The following is a 17,179-nucleotide window of genomic DNA, read 5'->3' on the forward strand; positions in this document are numbered from 1 at the left end:
ATGATCTGAGGGGGGCTGGAGGTCGTCAGCCTGGCAGCCAATCTGCGTGTCTGTCGCGGACAATTATAACCGGACCCTTTCGAGGTGGGGCGTATGCTGCCAGGTCCATTGCTGGACGTGGCAGCGCCTGTCCGGAGGTTCAGTTGGCGACGCATTAACTGACGCGGGCGACGGCAACTTCAGTGAGTAGTTCCAGTGCCTCACGGTATGGGGAGTCCGGCAGGTGAGACAGTAAATTCCGGGCTGTCTGAGCTTCTTCCCTGGCCTTGGCCATGGTGTATTCGATAGCGCCAGACGCTTTAACGATTTCAAGTACTCTTGGCAGATCAGCCAGGCCGCCTTTTCGGATGGCTTGGCGAATCAGCTGGCGCTCGTCTTCGCTGCCATTGGTCATTGCATAGATCAGGGGCAGGGTAGTTTTACCTTCAGCCAGGTCGTCTCCGACGTTTTTTCCCATGGTTTCTGCGTCGCCCTGGTAGTCCAGAACATCATCTACCAGTTGGAAGGCCAGACCCAGGTGTTTGCCGTAGTCCTTAAGGGCGGCTTCCTGTTCGGGGGTGGCTTCAGCCAGCAGTGCACCGGTATGAGATGAAGCTTCGAACAGCATGGCGGTCTTGTTATGGATAACCACCATATATTGAGCTTCCGTAAGATCCGGGTTTTTTATATTCATTAGCTGCATCACTTCGCCTTCGGCAATGACAGCGGTGGCACTGGACAGAACGTTCATTATGGGAAGGCTTTGCAGCTCCACCATCATTTCGAAGGCACGGGCATAAAGGAAATCACCTACCAGCACACTTGGAGCGTTGCCCCATTTTGCGTTAGCGGTGCTGCGGCCCCGGCGCATGTCGGAGGTGTCCACCACGTCATCGTGCAATAGCGTAGCGGTGTGCAGGAATTCAATCACTGCGGCCAGTTTCAGGTGATCATTCTGGTTATAGCCTGCCGCCTGACTGGCCAGCAAAACCAGTAAAGGTCTCAGGCGCTTACCGCCGCTTTCAATGATGTACTGGGCAATTTTCTCCACCATCGGAACATCTGAGGCGAGCCGCTGGATGATCAGGTCATTAACGCGGCTGAAGTCTTCCGCTACGGTGTCATGGATGCGCTGGGCTGTCATGGGGCTGGTAAGTCCCTTGCTGGTATGTTCGTTGAGTTTTCTGGCAGGACGCGGCAATGCTAGGTATTGCAGCCTGGAGTGTCAACTTGAGTCGTAAACTCCCTTGTATTGAGCGGCGGCTTTTCGTACAATCACGCGCCCAACTCATCCCAACCTGCGCTCCCTGCAATAGGGTCGCCAGAGCGCTTCCCTTAGAACCAGGTGGATAAGAGCAGGGATGGGTCAATCGCGGAGACAGAAAATGTACGCAGTTATTGTTAGCGGTGGTAAGCAGCACCGTGTTAAAGAAGGCGAAACGCTGAAGCTGGAAAAGCTGGAAGTTGAAACCGGCGGCTCTGTTGAGTTTGACCGTGTTCTGCTGGTAGCTAATGGTGACGACGTTAAAGTCGGCGCTCCAGTCGTTGATGGTGCTAAAGTGACTGCGGAAGTGGTTAGCCACGGTCGTCACGACAAGATCAATATCATCAAGTTCCGTCGTCGTAAGCATTCTATGAAGCGTCAGGGCCACCGCCAGTGGTTTACTGAAGTCAAGATCACGGGTATTCAGGGCTAAGCCCTGAGTTTCCCCTTTAAAGAAGGAGGCTAGTAATGGCTCATAAAAAGGCAGCAGGTAGTACCCGTAACGGTCGCGATTCCGAGTCGAAACGACTTGGTGTCAAGCGCTATGGTGGCGAGTCTGTAACTGCAGGTAGCATCATCGTTCGTCAACGTGGCACTCGTTTTCACGCTGGCAATAACGTTGGCCTTGGTAAAGATCACACCCTTTTTGCGAAAGCAGAAGGCCAGGTGAAGTTTGAAACCAAAGGCCCGAAGAACCGTAAGTACGTAAGCATCGTTCCAGCTGCGTAAGCAGCGGCGATCCGGTTCTGTCGAACCTTGGATTTCCTGATATGCTGATTTAATCAGTTCTCAGGTGAATCCGGAGCCCCGCATAGCTTCCTAGAGGCTGCGGGGCTTTTTAGTTTATGCAAAGGCATTTGACGTATGAAATTTGTAGACGAAGCCACCATCATTGTTGAAGCAGGAAAAGGCGGCCACGGCTGCCTGAGTTTCCGGCGTGAAAAATACGTACCCAAAGGTGGTCCCGATGGCGGTGACGGTGGGGATGGTGGTTCCGTTTATCTGGAAGCCGACAGCAACCTGAACACATTGATCGATTACCGTTTCCAGCGTAAGCACAAAGCGGCTAATGGCCAGCCAGGCTCGGGTCGAAACTGTACGGGTATCAAGGGTGATGATCTGGTGTTGCCGGTGCCGGTTGGTACGACCGTGGTGGACATGGATACCCATGAAGTTCTGGGCGATCTCACTAAGGAGGGTCAACGCCTTAAGGTTGCACAGGGTGGTTTTCATGGCCTGGGGAATACCCGGTTCAAGTCGTCTATAAATCGTGCGCCACGTCAGACCAGTAAGGGGTCTGATGGTGAGGTTCGTAATCTTCGGCTGGAGTTGAAGGTGCTGGCGGATGTAGGCTTGCTGGGGATGCCCAATGCGGGTAAGTCGACGTTCATTCGCTCTGTTTCTGCCGCACAGCCGAAAGTTGCGGACTATCCATTTACCACTTTGGTGCCAAATCTTGGCGTGGTCAGTGTGCAGGCGCATCAAAGCTTCGTGATCGCTGATATCCCGGGGTTGATTGAGGGTGCGGCTGAAGGTGCTGGTTTAGGTATTCGCTTCCTGAAGCACTTGGTTCGTACTCGTTTGTTGTTGCATCTGGTTGATGTGGCACCGTATGACGGATCCTCTCCGGTGGCGGCGGTTAAAGCGATTGTTCATGAGCTCGAGAAGTTTAGTGAAACGTTGGCTAACCGACCTCGTTGGCTGGTGCTGAACAAGGTTGATATGGTGCCTGAAGAGGATCGTGAGGCTCATTGTCAGGCTATTGTGGATGAGCTTGGCTGGGATGGTCCGGTATTTGTTGTGTCGGCCCTTACTGGCGAAGGTACCAAGCCGCTGGTTCAGGCGGTGATGCGATGGATTGAAGAGCAGGCCGAGGCTGAAGCTGAAAACCCTGAGGCTGCCGAGGAGGAAGCTGCTCGTCGTCGCCGTATGGATGATGAGGCTCGAGCCAAGATAGAAGCTGATCGCCGTGCGCGCAGAGCTGCCCGTGAAGAGGGTGATGATGACGACTTCGATGACGACGATGACGATGTCGAAGTGGTTTACGCTCCCGAGTAATCAACTACCTGAAGAGATACTACCGCAGTCATGAGTGAACGCCTCCAGCTCCAAAAGGCACGCCGTCTGGTTATCAAGATTGGTAGTGCTTTGCTTACAAATGATGGCGAAGGGCTGGATGTGGCGGCGCTTGCCTTATGGGTTGATGAGATTGCGGAGTTGATTCGAAGTGGTGTTGAGGTGGTTGTCGTGTCTTCAGGCTCAGTGGCCGAAGGTATGAGTCGTTTGGGGTGGAGTACCCGGCCTCAGCATTTGCACGAATTGCAGGCAGCGGCAGCTGTTGGGCAGATGGGTTTGGTGCAAACCTGGGAGGCTCAGTTCAAGTGTCATGGTATTCACACTGCGCAAATTCTTCTGACTCATGATGATCTTTCCGACCGTAAGCGTTACCTGAATGGCCGCAGTACACTACGCACCTTGCTTGATTACGGTGTGGTGCCCATTGTTAATGAAAACGATACGGTGGTCACCGATGAGATCCGTTTCGGCGACAACGATACCTTGGGTGCGCTGGTTGCTAATTTAGTTGAGGCTGATGGTCTGATTATTCTGACCGACCAGCTCGGTTTATTTACCAAGGATCCGCGCAAGCACGAAGACGCTGAGCTGGTTACTGAGCGTAAGGCGGAGGATCGTGAGCTGGATGCCATGGCTGGTGGTGGTGCTGGTGTTCTAGGGCGCGGAGGTATGCTGACTAAGCTGCGGGCGTCCCGGTTGGCGGCGCGCTCTGGTGCCTTTACTGTGATAGTGGGTGGTCGTATTGAGGGCGTCATTGCGCGTCTGCGCAAGGGAGATGTTATTGGAACCTTGTTGTTGCCCGAGCAGGGCAGGATGGCTGCGCGTAAACAGTGGATTGCCAGTCATTTGCAAACCCGTGGCACATTGGTTTTGGATGATGGCGCTGTTAAAGTGCTGCGCCAGGGTGGGCGAAGTTTGCTTCCGGTGGGAGTGAAAGCTGTTACAGGGCAGTTTCGGCGAGGTGAAATGGTGTCGTGCGTGAACCTGGCGGGGCGGGAAGTTGCCCGGGGGCTTGTCAACTACGGTGCTGATGAGGCTCGCGCTATTGCGGGTCGCTCAAGCGATCGTATTTCAGAAGTTCTGGGTTATGTTTCCGATGAAGAAATGGTTCATCGGGATAATCTGGTTGTTGTTTAGTTGTATCGGTTGAATTTCGGGCATAAAAAAACCGGCTTGCAAGCCGGTTTTTTTATGAGTGCAAAAATCAGGCAGCTTTCAGGGCCTTGATTTTAGCGTTCATGCGGCTCTTATGACGAGCAACCTTGTTCTTGGCGAAGATGCCTTTGTTAACCATGCTGTCCAGAATCGGCTGAGTCACCTTCATGGCAGCCTGAGCTTCTTCGTAGTTGCCAGCAGCGATCTTGGCGTCGACCTTTTTCATGTAGGTGCGTGCCATGGAGCGCAGGCTTGCGTTGTGCTTGCGGTTTTTCTCGTTCTGACGAGCGCGTTTTTTGGCTTGCGGGGAATTTGCCACCGTAAAACTCCTAAAATTCGTTGCTATAAAAACGGAATATGTTTAGATCGTGGGCGCGCCATAACGAACGCGTCGATATAAATGACGCGGAACTATGCCGCCGAACGCTTGAAATGTCAAGGCTGATAAGGCAGTAATCCCAGTGTTGTAAAGGCCTGTGATACACTCGCGCATCGCTGCGCAGGGCTTGTTGCGGCGCTTGGCCCGCCCTGTGGATTACCGAAATGCCGATCAGGCCCGATCTCTGAACTTGGATTCTCGCAACATGTCTTCGGAACCGCAAGCAACGAAACAGAAATTACCGGTTAAGCAGCCTTCGCGGGGAGCGGGGTTGCTGCGTTCGTCGGGTGTGGTTGGCATCATGACCATGCTGTCCCGGGTGCTGGGGCTGGTTCGGGATATGGTCATTGCCCGTTATTTCGGGGCAGGTACTGCTGCAGATGCGTTTTTTGTGGCGTTCAAGATACCTAACTTTCTGCGCCGGCTGTTTGCTGAGGGGGCCTTTTCCCAGGCCTTTGTGCCGGTGTTGTCTTCATACCGGGAGAACCGTGAGCTTTCCGATGTGAAGCGTTTGGTGGATGCGGTAGCCGGTTCGCTTGGGCTGGTGTTATTAGCTGTGACACTCGTGGCCATGCTGGGTGCGCCGGTACTGACTACTGTTTTTGCTCCGGGCTTTCTTGGGGATGACGTGAAGTTCGCGCTGGCCAGCGACATGTTGCGGATTACCTTCCCTTACCTTTTGCTGATTTCTCTGACCGCTTTTGCTGGCGGCATTCTCAATAGTTACGACCGTTTTGCGGTGCCTGCTTTTACCCCGGTATTGTTAAACCTGGCTATGATTGCAGCGGCTATTTTTCTTGCCCCTTTGATGGACGAGCCGGTAATGGCTCTTGCCTGGGGGGTGTTTATCGCCGGGTCTTTACAGCTATTCTTTCAGTTGCCCTTCCTGATGCGCCTTGGTTTGATGCCCCGGCCGCGGGTGGATTACCGCCATGAAGGCGTGAGCCGTATTTTAAAGTTGATGGTGCCGGCCTTATTCGGAGTGTCTGTTAGTCAGATTAACCTGCTGCTGGATACTGTTCTGGCTTCGTTTCTTCAAACCGGTAGTGTGTCCTGGCTGTATTATTCAGATCGTTTGTCTGAGTTGCCTTTGGGGGTGTTCGGGATTGCGATTGCGACGGTTATTCTGCCAAGTCTTTCCCGTAAGCATGCAGCGGCATCTTCTGATCAGTTTGCGGCTACGCTGGATTGGGCCGCCCGGGCTGTCTTGTTAATTGGTTTGCCGGCAGCAGTGGCGCTCGCGCTATTGGCGGAACCGTTGATCGCTACATTGTTCCATTACGGTGAAGTGACTGGGCGGGATGTGGCTATGTCGGCCGAAAGCTTGCGCGCTTATTCCGTCGGGCTGCTGGCGTTTATGTTGATTAAGGTGCTCGCTCCGGGCTTCTTTGCGAGGCAGGATACCAGGACGCCAGTGAAAATAGGCATTATTGCCATGGTTGCCAATATGGTTTTCAACTTGGCGTTGATTGTGCCTTTAGCTCATGCGGGTCTGGCTCTGGCAACCTCCATGTCCGCGTGGTTGAACGGCTATCTTCTGTGGCGTGGATTGCGTCAGGATGGCGTCTGGAAAAGTCAGCCTGGGTGGCCTAAGTTCCTGATACAATTAACGCTTGCCAATGCTGTTCTGGCGGGGGTTGTGCTCTGGCTGAATGTTCCTGTGGCGGATTGGCTGGCAGCCGGAGGGGTAAAGCGTACGGCAGATATGGCCATTCTTGTTGTTGCAGGTGTGTCGGCTTATTTTGTGACCTTGTTGCTGTGCGGCGTGCGTCTGCGCCAGTTCCGGCAGAAGTAAGCGTCTTCACGATTTTTACCACACTCGCGACTGGGGTATAATCGCGCGTTTTCTCACCAGCGCATTGTCTTGGGCATGTGCGCCAAAAGCCAGCTGGCAAGTTAAGGTTCGCAGTACATGCGTCTGATTCGAGGTCTGACCAATCTTAAGCGCCTGTCCGCGAAAGCGGATTCGCCGCTCGCTGGTGGCTGTGTGGCCACCATCGGTAATTTCGACGGTGTACACCTGGGGCACAAAACCATTATCGAGCAGGTTCGGCAAAAGGCTGTTGAACTGAGAGTTCCTTCGGTTGTGATGTTTTTCGAACCCCAGCCCCGGGAGTTTTTTCAGGGCAGTGAAGCCCCGCCCCGGCTGATGCCGTTCCGGCAAAAGTTTGAAGCACTGTTGGCCGAAGGGATCGACATAGTACTGTGTATCCGTTTCGATGAAACGTTCCGCAGTTTCTCAGCCATGGATTTTATCGAAAATGTGTTGATCAATGGTCTGGCGGTGCGTCATCTGGTGGTCGGTGATGATTTTCGCTTCGGTTGTGATCGTGCGGGTGATTTCCGACTGCTGGAGCGGGTGGGGCAGGAGCATGACTTTACAGTTGAAAATACCCGAACTGTGACGGTCGATGGCGAACGCGTGAGCAGTACCCGGGTTCGTAATGTACTGAATGTGAACGGCCTTGAGGAAGCGGGGCGCTTGTTGGGGCATCCTTACAGGATTCATGGGCGAATTGTCTATGGTCGCCAGCTTGGTCGTCAGCTTGGAGCCCCAACGGCAAACATTCTGCTGAAGCGTATGCCTGCCTTGCGCGGCGTTTATGTCGTTCACGCATGTCTTGAAAGCGGAGAGTGGCGGGACGGCGTGGCCAATATCGGGCTGCGCCCGACGGTAGATGGCAAGCGGCCATCACTGGAAGTGCACCTGTTTGACTTTGCTGGCACACTTTACGGCCAGCATTTGGATGTTGTGTTCCGCCATGGCCTGCGGGATGAAAAGAAATTTGACTCTGTTGACGCATTGCGGCAACAGATTGCCCGGGATTTTGATCATGCCCGGGCTTGGCTTGCGGCTAACTCTGCTGAGCTAACCAACTGATTTAACTGACCAACTAAAGAGTGCGCACACAAACATGAGCGACTACAAGCATACCCTGAATTTGCCGGAAACCGCCTTCCCCATGCGCGGCAACCTGGCCAAGCGCGAGCCGGATATGCTCAAGCGCTGGCAGGAACTCGACGTCTATGGCAATCAGCGCAAGCAGCGCGAGGGCCGGGAAAAGTTCATCTTGCACGATGGCCCTCCTTATGCAAACGGCAGCATTCACATTGGGCATGCGGTCAATAAAATCCTGAAGGATATGATTGTTAAGTCCCGTAGTTTTATGGGGTACGACGCGCCTTACGTGCCGGGCTGGGATTGTCATGGTTTGCCCATTGAGCACAAGGTAGAGCAGGAAATAGGCAAGGCCGGTGTGAAAGTGGACTACAAAACTTTCCGTCAGGCTTGTCGCGATTACGCGACCAAACAGATTGAGGGCCAGAAAGCCGACTTCATCCGTCTGGGGGTAATGGGGCAGTGGGACAAGCCATACCTGACTATGGACCCGAAAGTTGAAGCCGGTATTGTTCGTGCCTTAGGCAAAATTGTAGCGAAAGGCCACCTTGTTCGTGGTTTCAAGCCGGTATACTGGAGTGTGGTTGGTCAGTCCGCTCTGGCGGAAGCGGAGGTTGAGTATCAGGATAAAACCTCTACCCAGATTGACGTGCGCTTTACGGTCGTTGATCAGGCAGCCGTGCTCAAGGTGTTCGGCACCGAAGAAGGTGAAGGTGACGTTTCCATTGTTATCTGGACCACCACGCCCTGGACGATTCCCGCGAACCAAGCGGTTTCACTGGGGGCTGATCTGGAATATGCGCTGGTTCAGGCTGATGCCGGAAACGGCCCGGAACGTATGGTTCTGGCGACCGATATGGTCGAAGGCGTGATGGCCCGCTGGGGTGTGGAAAATTTCCGGGTGCTGGCCAATGTGGCCGGGTCCGAGCTGGAAAACCTGCTACTGAAACATCCGATTTATGACAAGCAGGTTCCGGTTCTTCTGGGTGACCACGTTTCGCTGGATGCTGGTACTGGTGCGGTACATACGGCCCCGGACCACGGCATGGAAGATTTTGAGGTGGGTAAGGCCTATGGCATTGGCACTATTAATCTGGTGAAAGCCGATGGCACCTACACTGAGGCTGCTGGCGAGTTTGCCGGCGTGCACGTGTACAAGGCTGATGAGCCGGTCATCGCCGCGCTTAAGCGTGAAGGCAAGCTGGTGCGCGCCGAGAAATTCCGCCATAGCTATCCGCATTGCTGGCGGACCAAAACGCCGCTGATCTACCGCGCAACACCTCAGTGGTTTATCAGCATGGATAAGCTTAACTTGCGTAATGATGCTCTTGAGGCCATTAAAGGTGTCCGTTGGGTACCAAGCTGGGGGCAGAACCGAATTGAAGCTATGTTCCAGCAAAGCCCTGACTGGTGTATTTCTCGTCAGCGTACCTGGGGTGTGCCCATCACACTGTTTATCCATAAGGAAACTCAGGAGCTTCACCCGAACACGCAGGAGCTGATTGAGAAAGTGGCCCAGGCCGTGGAAACCGGTGGTATCGATGCCTGGTACGATATCGATCAGAGCGAATTGCTGGGTGAAGATGCAGATCAGTACGAAAAGGTGCTGGATACTCTCGACGTATGGTTCGATTCTGGTGTAACCCACGATTCGGTGTTACGTGTACGTGAAGAGCTGGGCCAGTTCCCGGCGGACATGTACCTGGAGGGTTCGGACCAGCACCGGGGGTGGTTCCAGTCTTCCCTGAAAACCTCCATTGCCATGAATGGCGTAGCTCCCTATAAACAGGTGCTGACCCACGGGTTCACGGTTGATGGCAAGGGATACAAGATGTCCAAATCCCTGGGCAATGTGATTGCGCCCCAGGAAGTCATGAACGAACTGGGTGCCGACATTCTGCGGTTGTGGGTCTCTGCCACTGATTACAGTGGTGAAATGACGGTTTCCAAAGACATCTTGCGCCAGACAGCCGACGGTTATCGTCGTATCCGGAACACCGCTCGTTTCTTGCTTAGTAACCTGAATGGTTTTGATCCAGAGCAGCACATGGTGGCACCGGAAGACATGATCGCCCTGGATCGCTGGATGGTCGACCGTGCTTTGCAGTTGCAGAACGAGCTGAATGAAGACTATGGCAACTACGCCTTCCTGCGTATTTACCAGAAAGTGTACAGCTTCTGTGAAGCAACTCTGGGTGGTTTCTATCTGGATATCATCAAAGATCGCCAGTACACCACGCAGGCAGACAGTCTGGCACGCCGTTCCTGCCAGACTGCTCTGTACCACGTGGCTGAGGCTTTGGTACGTTGGATCGCCCCGATTCTCAGCTTCACTGCTGATGAGATCTGGCAGCATCTGCCGGGTAAGCGCGGCGACACCGTATTCTACGAAACCTGGTACGAAGGTCTGACCGCACTGCCGGAAGATGCCGAACTGGGCCGGGACTACTGGCGCGAAATTTACAGCGTGAAAGAAGCTGTCAATAAATGCCTGGAAGACGTCCGCGCTCGTGGTGACATCAAAGGCTCACTAAGCGCCGAAGTTACTTTGTATTGTGACGGTAATCTGGCTGAACGCCTGAAGTTCCTCGGTGAGGAGCTGCGATTTGTGCTGATCACCTCTGAAGCAACGGTGAAGCCGGTGAGCGAGGCTGAAGGCGCAGAGCAAACCAACCTTGAAGGTTTGCTGGTAAAAGTGACGTCGGCTTCCCATGCTAAGTGTGAGCGTTGCTGGCACCATCGCGCAGACGTAGGTCAGAACGAGAAACATGCGGACCTGTGTGGCCGCTGTGTCTCCAACGTAGAAGGCCCGGGTGAAACCCGCGCTTACGCATGATGGATGCAGTCATGGCTGACAAAAGGGGTGGCGGTAAACTGAAGTGGCTATGGCTGGCAGTGCTGGTAATTGTGGTGGACCTTGGCACCAAAGCCATGGCCTCCGCCATGCTGACATACGCTAATCCGGTACCGGTGATCCCCAGCTTCAACCTGACGCTGTTGCATAACACCGGCGCAGCTTTCAGCTTTCTGGCGGATGCCGCCGGCTGGCAGCGCTGGTTCTTTGTTGCTCTGGCATTGGTGGTTAGTATTGTGCTGACGGGCTGGCTTAGAAAACTTAAAGCAAACGAAACCTGGACAGCTATCGCCATCGTGCTCATTTTGGGGGGGGCTATCGGTAATGTTTACGACCGGGTTGTCCATGGGTATGTGGTGGATTTTCTGCACTTCTATTGGCAGAACTGGCATTTCCCCGCGTTCAATCTGGCCGACACAGCTATCACCATTGGCGCAGCCATGATGATTCTGGACGTATTTCGCAAACCCGCTGGAGACAGCGGCGATGCCGACAGGAGTAACTAATCCTATGAACGACTTACCAATCGACAAAGGAACTCGGGTAACTCTTCACTTTGCGCTTAAGTTTGAAGATGGCGAAACAGTGGATAGCACCTTTGGGAAAGAGCCGGCGACCCTGGAAATCGGCGACGAAAACCTGCCGGAAAATTTCGAAGCCTACCTGATGGGGCTGCAGGCCGGCGATCATCAAACCTTTGAAGTGCCGCCAGAGAAAGCCTTTGGTCAGCGCAACCCCAACAATCTACAAACCTTTAAACGCCATACATTCAGTGCCGATATGGTTTTGGAAAAAGGCGTTGTAATCTCTTTCGCCGATGCCCGGCAACAAGAGCTGCCCGGCGTAGTGAGTCGTGTGGAAGGTGATGAAGTCGAAGTAGACTTCAACCACCCACTTGCAGGGCGTACATTGAGCTTTGAAGTACAAATCATTGATGTTGAGCCTGCAGGTCAGACACACTGATGAACCGATAAGCTCACCCATGGCGGGCACAATTTTAAAGGCAAAGATATGCAAATCCGACTAGCAAACCCCCGTGGCTTCTGTGCCGGTGTAGACCGCGCTATAGAAATCGTAAATCGAGCGCTCGACGTATTTGGGGCGCCTATTTACGTACGTCACGAAGTTGTCCACAACAAATTTGTCGTGGATAACCTGCGCAATCGGGGGGCTGTCTTTGTCGATGAACTGGATGAAGTGCCGGACGATACCCTCGTTATCTTCAGTGCCCATGGTGTTTCTCAGGCGGTGCAGAATGAAGCTGCACGCCGGGGGCTGAAGGTCTTCGATGCTACCTGTCCATTGGTCACAAAAGTTCACCTGGAAGTCATGCGCAACAGTCGCGACGGTTGCGAATGCATTCTTATAGGCCATCATGGCCACCCCGAAGTTGAAGGTACTATGGGGCAGTACGACCATAGCAATGGCGGCGACATCTACCTGGTAGAAGACGAAAGCGACGTTGAAAAGCTGGAAGTTAAAGACCCGGAACGCCTTGCCTACGTCACCCAGACTACGCTCTCTATGGATGATACCGCCCGGGTGATCGACGCTCTGCGTGCCAAATTCCCTAAAATAGAGGGCCCCCGCAAAGACGATATTTGTTACGCGACCCAAAACCGGCAGGACGCTGTGAAACAGCTGGCTGGGGACTGTGACATCATGCTTGTAGTGGGATCCCCGAACAGTTCAAACTCTAATCGGCTTCGTGAACTGGCGGAACGTATGGGGACGCCGGCTTACCTTATTGACGAAGCTGCTCAAATTAATCGCGAATGGTTGGACGGCAAGAATGCCGTAGGCGTGACTGCCGGGGCCTCTGCGCCAGAAGTCTTGGTGGCTGATGTGATCAAGCGGTTGAAAGAACTGGGAGGTGAGGAGCCTCTGGAAGTTGCCGGGCGGGAGGAGAATATCGTGTTTTCCATGCCTAAAGAGCTGCGGATTGATGCAGTAAACCTCTGATGTTACATGTCAACTAAGGCCGCCTGACGGCCGCAGCCATTGTGTCGGGTGTGATGGCTGTCACATTTCTTCTGTTTTTTGTCCGCTTGCCCCGTCTGGACTACCGTTTGTCGTAATCCGGTGTCTGAGATTCTGTCCTGTTAGTAATCTTAAATACAAGAAACCATAGAGAGGCTGTAGGCATGAAGCCAAAGCATTCAGGATTCACGCTGATCGAATTAATGATTGTCGTGGTGTTGATCGTCATTATCGCAACCATAGCTGTGCCTAGTTTCCGGTCAATGATTGAATCGAGTCGTTTGACGTCCACGACGAATAGCACGCTTGGTTTGCTTAACTACGCGCGTGGCGAAGCTGTCAGGCATGGTGAGCCCGTGCTGGTGCAGGCTCGGGACGGCGGGCTTCAGAACGGTTTGAGAGTCATGCTGGTTTCAGCAGGGCAGGATGCCGATCCGCTCAGGGTTAGTGACAAACTCCCAGGCGCGGTCACGCTGGTGCTACAGAGTGGAGAGATGCCTCTTTTTAACGGAAGAGGCGAAAAGGCCGGCGACAATAATACCGTTTTCAGGATATGCCCGGGCAACGGCAAGCCGGGCGTGGATATCGTCGTGAACCGCGGCGGGCAGGCTAATCGCGCCCAGGTTGAACCGGCGTGTTCATAATGGACGGTCAGGCTGGAGTGGTCATCACATGAAGGTGATTGAAATGAGTAATAAACATCGCGGTATATCCATGATCGAGGTGATGGTGGCCGTACTGGTTCTTGCAATCGGCTTGCTCGGGGTTGCGGGCATGCAGACGCTCTCGATGCAGCAAACACATGGCGCTGACCAGCGATCCGTGGCGGTTCTCCACTTGCAGACAATTGCTGATGAAATTCGCTCAGAGAAGACTATGTCGGCAGCAGACATCTCGGCCTGGAAGAGCAAGCTCAAGAAGGACCTGGGTGATGACGCGGATCTGAAAATAGAATCAAAAACGGTGGGTGGCTACCGGGAAGCAACCATTACCGCGTCATGGGCGGGCAGGGCTTCACGCTGGGACCAGGTTGGTGCTGATGAGGGTGCTCCGAATTTATCCGAGCAGTCTTTTCAATTGATTGTGAGGTACGTGCCATGATGGCGATGACAGGACTACAAAAACGGCAGCAAGGCTTATCCATTGTTGAGTTAATGATTGCGCTTTTGCTGGGCTCAATTCTGATCTCAGGTGTTTTTCAAGTGTTCATGGCGAACAGCCAGGCATTCCGGATGTCTGAAGCCGTCGCCCGGTCACAGGAATATGGTCGGATAGCCGCAGATCTTCTGAGTGCTGAAGCTCGAGGCGCCGGGTATTTCGGGTGTAATTCTGAAAATATCATCAGCAACCTTGCTATTGAGCCCGATGATCCTGATTTTGAAGACTTTTCTTGGGATATTAGTACGGCTGTTCATTCGGACAATACGTTCCGCCCAGCTGGTGCTCTGGCAGGTACTGACTTTGTTGTTTTCAGTGGAATGGACAGTGGTGGCCTGGAAATATCAGCCACGACGGCGCCAACCTCCGCATCGACCAAGATTGAAAGTCGCAGTGGCGTGGGGCCAAGTACATTTCTTAGTGATGGAGACATCGTTGCCATATCTGACTGTCAGGGAACAGATATTGTTCAGATTTCAAACATAAACGGTAACGATGGAGACCAGGAAGTAACAATGGTAACCAACAGTGGTGGTAATCAATCCCCTGGGAATGACTTTAGCAACAACATCTGTTCAAACGTTGGAAACGCTAATGCAGGCAACAATTGTTTATCCCACGATTACGGTGTTGGGGCTCAAATTCTTAAGCCCTATGACCGAACTTACTTTATTGGAACGAGCCCAACGACCGGTGAGTCGGCCCTGATGATGCAAGAGTTAGTCGGGGGCGTGGCCAGAACGCATGAAATGGTTGAGGGTGTCGTTGATATGCAGATTCAGTATGGACTATCGCCGGAACGAATTCAGTCAGTTGTTCGTTGGGAGGATGCCGATAGTCTCGGAGCCAGTGACTGGGATCAGATAAGAGCTGTGCGAGTAAGCTTGTTGGTCAGAGCGGGCTCCGACAATGTATTTGATGACAAGGCATCGGTTTGCTTCCCATCCTGGGAAGATTGCTCGGGTGGCAATACCTATACGGCCCCAGACAACAGAATGTACCGGGACTACTCTTTCACAACCAACGTGCGTAACAAGTCAAGTTGACGGGGTTTCTTATGATGAATAGAGAAAAGGGCATAGCCCTGCTGATGTCACTGATCATCTTGCTTGCTCTTTCGCTGCTGGCAACCTCTTCGATGCAAAACTCGGTTATGCAAGAGCGAATGTCTAACGCGAGTCGCGAGGGATTGATTACTCTGGAGGCTGCTGAAGCTGCTTTGCGCGAGGTTGAGGATAGTCTTGAAGGGTTAACAAACCTGAATGACTTTGGAACGGCTAGCGGTTGGTATCAGACAGGTGACGCCCCGGCAGTTTTGTCTGATGATACCTGGAGTGAAAATTCTGATGAGGTGTTGGTTGCAAATTCAATTGATGGGTTGGAACCTAAATACTTTATTGAATACTTGGGGCGTGTCTCCGTTCTGCCAGGATCTATGTCGGGTGACCGGACTGTACGCAATCTGAACTTTGAGGGCTCTGGCGATTCATCGGGTGGTGGCGGTGCTGCTGGCCCAGGGGATGCAGAAATCTCAATAGAAGCAGAGTCCATGAGAATTGTTGTGATGGCCACAGGCCCATCGGAGCAGAGCCGCAGAATTATTGAAAGTTATTACTTTATCAGCGCCAACAATATTGAGTCTTAAAAGGGATGAGGGTGGCAGCTATGTTTACACAATTTAAAGCCAGGGTTTTTACTCTGGGTATGGTAATGATTCTACCGGTTTCGGGCTGGGCTGATGTTAATTTTTCTCAGCAACCATTGATGGCTGGCGGAGGGGTTGATCCGAACCTGATGTTTTTATTGGATGATTCCGGCTCCATGCGTTGGGGGTTTATGCCCGACGGCTTAATGGGGGGCAGGGACCTTGGAGACTGTAATAGTTCCGTGACTTATGGGAGTCACACCTATTGCGCAAAGAATGTCGGAAGTCGCCCTAATTTACTCAGTTCCAGATTCAATAAGCTTTATTACAACCCGGACGTCGTTTATGAGCCGCCGTTGAGAGCGGATGGTGAAAAAATGCCGGATGCGGATTTTTACAATGCACCATTGGATGGTTTCGACTCTGGTTCTGCAACCGTCAATCTCAATACTAATTATCGCGCGATCATGGATGATTACTATTGGTATGGGCGTTCAGGTAATAAGTGGCGCTACGGATTCACGATAAGCCCATACGGTAATGCGACCAAAGCATTTTATTATCAGTGGAAAGATGGATGTGGTAGTGCGACAAACGCCAGTTGTTATGATCAGGTTTCCATTGACGACGACGCTGGTCGACAGAATTTCGCAAACTGGTTTTCATATTACCGAACCAGAGAGATGGCTGCTAAGGCGGGGATCGGTACGGTATTCGCTGATAAAAACCTCAAACAGGATTTTCGTCTTGGTTGGGGGACTATAAACCGAGGCGAACACGACGTTGATGATGCGGATGACGTTCGTGCTGTAAGGCAGGGTGTTCGTCCTTACGAAGACGTAAAAGACAGTTTTATCAGCTGGCTTTACAGTAATAATGCTGATGGCGCTACCCCATTGCAGCGAGCGCTTGAGGGTGCAGGGAAATATTACGAGACCAGCAAACGAGCATGGCTTGATGACCCATCACGTTCAGCAGCTGCGGATAATGTGGCCAGGGAATGTCGAATGTCCGCAACCATGTTGATGACGGATGGCTATTACAATACGGGTAGTTCATATGACCCGGATCTCAGCATTTATGCGGACAATGTTGATGGTGATGTCATCACAAATGATGATGGGGATAGTGGTCAGTATAAGGCGGTGAACCCGTTTAAGGACAACCAAACGGGGCGGGTCAGCCTTGGAGATATTGCCGCCCATTACTGGAAACGCGATCTGAGAGAGGATATAGACAACTTTGTGCCTGTCGTAAAAGCCAAGAGTAAAGAGGGGGATGCGCGCAAGACGGTTGGCAACCCGGCATTCTGGCAGCACATGATGACATACGGTATCGGTTTCGGTGTTGAAGGGTCTGTCAGTCGGGATGATGCTGTATCTGCGGCTCTTAAGGGAGATGCAATAGACTGGTGGGGTGGGAACTCCGATGAAGACAAGATCAACGATCTGTTGCATGCAGCAATAAATGGCCGAGGTGACTTTTTCAGTGCTTCTGATCCCAAGACTTTTCAGGCGGAGCTAGGCATCCTGCTTAATTCTTTCTTTGATACGACAGGTTCCGCAACTGGCCTGGACTTTAACGTCGCGACAATAGAGTCGGATGGTGCCTTGGTTTTCTCCAGTTCGTTTGAATCCAATGGCTGGGCCGGGGATCTGGTGGCCAGTACTTATGGAATGGGTGACGACGGACTCCCTGAAGAAGAGGTTGGTGATCAAAACAAAGGCTGGTCAGCGCGGGATGTTTTAGCAACGGCTGTGCCTGATGAGAGAACAATTATTACTTGGGAC

At 52.7% G+C, this 17,179-nt stretch carries 16 protein-coding genes and 1 pseudogene; 15 read left to right on the forward strand and 2 right to left on the reverse strand.

All coding sequences use genetic code 11. The features are described 5' to 3' along the window. Positions 1-154 precede the first annotated feature (154 nt). Complete coding sequence (gene ispB / locus ABYA77_RS08285) at positions 155-1,123, reverse strand: octaprenyl diphosphate synthase (RefSeq protein WP_372965485.1); 969 nt, start codon at positions 1,121-1,123, stop codon at positions 155-157. Between the two features lie 241 nt (positions 1,124-1,364). Between ispB and rplU the strand changes: the two genes are divergently transcribed. The 4 genes from rplU (at position 1,365) to proB (ending at position 4,456) form a co-directional block, all read left to right on the forward strand. Next, positions 1,365-1,676 (forward strand): 50S ribosomal protein L21, encoded by a 312-nt coding sequence (gene rplU / locus ABYA77_RS08290; RefSeq protein WP_114335893.1) that lies wholly within the window; start codon positions 1,365-1,367, stop codon positions 1,674-1,676. A 35-nt stretch (positions 1,677-1,711) separates the two neighbouring features. Continuing rightward, positions 1,712-1,972, forward strand: coding sequence for a 50S ribosomal protein L27 (rpmA, locus tag ABYA77_RS08295; RefSeq protein ID WP_372965486.1), 261 nt, complete (start codon positions 1,712-1,714; stop codon positions 1,970-1,972). Positions 1,973-2,107: 135 nt separating this feature from the next. Beyond that, positions 2,108-3,301, forward strand: coding sequence for an Obg family GTPase CgtA (gene cgtA / locus ABYA77_RS08300; RefSeq protein ID WP_372965487.1), 1,194 nt, complete (start codon positions 2,108-2,110; stop codon positions 3,299-3,301). Positions 3,302-3,331: 30 nt separating this feature from the next. Beyond that, a complete protein-coding gene (gene proB / locus ABYA77_RS08305) occupies positions 3,332-4,456 on the forward strand; it encodes a glutamate 5-kinase (RefSeq protein WP_372965488.1) in 1,125 nt (374 codons plus the stop codon). Positions 4,457-4,523: 67 nt separating this feature from the next. Here the strand turns inward: proB and rpsT are convergent, their stop codons facing one another. Next, the gene (rpsT, locus tag ABYA77_RS08310) at positions 4,524-4,793 is read right to left on the reverse strand and encodes a 30S ribosomal protein S20 (protein ID WP_372965489.1); all 270 of its coding nucleotides are present in this window, start codon (positions 4,791-4,793) and stop codon (positions 4,524-4,526) included. A gap of 265 nt (positions 4,794-5,058) precedes the next feature. Here rpsT and murJ point away from each other — a divergent pair, with 265 nt between their 5' ends. The 11 genes and pseudogenes from murJ to ABYA77_RS08365 all read left to right on the forward strand — a co-directional run. Then, positions 5,059-6,648 carry a murein biosynthesis integral membrane protein MurJ gene (gene murJ, locus ABYA77_RS08315; protein WP_372965490.1) on the forward strand — a complete coding sequence of 530 codons (1,590 nt, stop codon included), beginning with the start codon at positions 5,059-5,061 and terminating at the stop codon, positions 6,646-6,648. A gap of 117 nt (positions 6,649-6,765) precedes the next feature. Next, entirely contained in the window at positions 6,766-7,734 is a 969-nt protein-coding gene (gene ribF / locus ABYA77_RS08320; protein WP_372965491.1) for a bifunctional riboflavin kinase/FAD synthetase, read from the forward strand. A gap of 34 nt (positions 7,735-7,768) precedes the next feature. Next, positions 7,769-10,588 carry an isoleucine--tRNA ligase gene (gene ileS / locus ABYA77_RS08325; RefSeq protein WP_372965492.1) on the forward strand — a complete coding sequence of 940 codons (2,820 nt, stop codon included), beginning with the start codon at positions 7,769-7,771 and terminating at the stop codon, positions 10,586-10,588. After that, on the forward strand, positions 10,588-11,112 hold the full coding sequence (gene lspA, locus ABYA77_RS08330) for a signal peptidase II (RefSeq protein ID WP_372965500.1): 525 nt from the start codon (positions 10,588-10,590) through the stop codon (positions 11,110-11,112). Before ileS ends, lspA begins: the two co-directional genes overlap by 1 nt. A 4-nt stretch (positions 11,113-11,116) precedes the next feature. Further along, positions 11,117-11,569: an FKBP-type peptidyl-prolyl cis-trans isomerase gene (gene fkpB, locus ABYA77_RS08335; RefSeq protein ID WP_372965493.1), complete on the forward strand. Its 453-nt coding sequence runs from the start codon at positions 11,117-11,119 to the stop codon at positions 11,567-11,569. A gap of 48 nt (positions 11,570-11,617) precedes the next feature. Continuing rightward, positions 11,618-12,568, forward strand: coding sequence for a 4-hydroxy-3-methylbut-2-enyl diphosphate reductase (gene ispH / locus ABYA77_RS08340; protein WP_372965494.1), 951 nt, complete (start codon positions 11,618-11,620; stop codon positions 12,566-12,568). Between the two features lie 182 nt (positions 12,569-12,750). Further along, a complete protein-coding gene (locus tag ABYA77_RS08345) occupies positions 12,751-13,230 on the forward strand; it encodes a GspH/FimT family pseudopilin (protein ID WP_372965495.1) in 480 nt (159 codons plus the stop codon). Between the two features lie 43 nt (positions 13,231-13,273). Then, positions 13,274-13,687 (forward strand): type IV pilus modification protein PilV, encoded by a 414-nt coding sequence (gene pilV / locus ABYA77_RS08350; RefSeq protein WP_372965496.1) that lies wholly within the window; start codon positions 13,274-13,276, stop codon positions 13,685-13,687. Next, positions 13,684-14,790: a PilW family protein gene (locus ABYA77_RS08355; RefSeq protein ID WP_372965497.1), complete on the forward strand. Its 1,107-nt coding sequence runs from the start codon at positions 13,684-13,686 to the stop codon at positions 14,788-14,790. Before pilV ends, ABYA77_RS08355 begins: the two co-directional genes overlap by 4 nt. Before the next feature lie 11 nt (positions 14,791-14,801). Next, positions 14,802-15,389, forward strand: coding sequence for a PilX N-terminal domain-containing pilus assembly protein (locus tag ABYA77_RS08360; RefSeq protein ID WP_372965498.1), 588 nt, complete (start codon positions 14,802-14,804; stop codon positions 15,387-15,389). A 20-nt stretch (positions 15,390-15,409) separates the two neighbouring features. Further along, positions 15,410-17,179 (forward strand): annotated as a pseudogene (locus ABYA77_RS08365) (hypothetical protein); the annotation flags it as partial.

It is taken from the genome of Marinobacter sp., from assembly GCF_041595835.1.
Classification (GTDB): domain Bacteria; phylum Pseudomonadota; class Gammaproteobacteria; order Pseudomonadales; family Oleiphilaceae; genus Marinobacter.

Bases quoted from the DNA above. Each gene is read 5' to 3' on its own strand.
- fkpB (WP_372965493.1), top strand. From the start codon at position 11,117: ATGAACGACTTACCAATCGACAAAGGAACTCGGGTAACTCTTCACTTT.
- ispH (WP_372965494.1), top strand. From the start codon at position 11,618: ATGCAAATCCGACTAGCAAACCCCCGTGGCTTCTGTGCCGGTGTAGAC.
- rpmA (WP_372965486.1), top strand. From the start codon at position 1,712: ATGGCTCATAAAAAGGCAGCAGGTAGTACCCGTAACGGTCGCGATTCC.
- cgtA (WP_372965487.1), top strand. From the start codon at position 2,108: ATGAAATTTGTAGACGAAGCCACCATCATTGTTGAAGCAGGAAAAGGC.
- ispB (WP_372965485.1), bottom strand. From the start codon at position 1,123: ATGACAGCCCAGCGCATCCATGACACCGTAGCGGAAGACTTCAGCCGC.
- lspA (WP_372965500.1), top strand. From the start codon at position 10,588: ATGGATGCAGTCATGGCTGACAAAAGGGGTGGCGGTAAACTGAAGTGG.
- ABYA77_RS08360 (WP_372965498.1), top strand. From the start codon at position 14,802: ATGATGAATAGAGAAAAGGGCATAGCCCTGCTGATGTCACTGATCATC.
- ABYA77_RS08345 (WP_372965495.1), top strand. From the start codon at position 12,751: ATGAAGCCAAAGCATTCAGGATTCACGCTGATCGAATTAATGATTGTC.
- murJ (WP_372965490.1), top strand. From the start codon at position 5,059: ATGTCTTCGGAACCGCAAGCAACGAAACAGAAATTACCGGTTAAGCAG.
- ABYA77_RS08355 (WP_372965497.1), top strand. From the start codon at position 13,684: ATGATGGCGATGACAGGACTACAAAAACGGCAGCAAGGCTTATCCATT.
- rplU (WP_114335893.1), top strand. From the start codon at position 1,365: ATGTACGCAGTTATTGTTAGCGGTGGTAAGCAGCACCGTGTTAAAGAA.
- proB (WP_372965488.1), top strand. From the start codon at position 3,332: ATGAGTGAACGCCTCCAGCTCCAAAAGGCACGCCGTCTGGTTATCAAG.
- pilV (WP_372965496.1), top strand. From the start codon at position 13,274: ATGAGTAATAAACATCGCGGTATATCCATGATCGAGGTGATGGTGGCC.
- ileS (WP_372965492.1), top strand. From the start codon at position 7,769: ATGAGCGACTACAAGCATACCCTGAATTTGCCGGAAACCGCCTTCCCC.
- ribF (WP_372965491.1), top strand. From the start codon at position 6,766: ATGCGTCTGATTCGAGGTCTGACCAATCTTAAGCGCCTGTCCGCGAAA.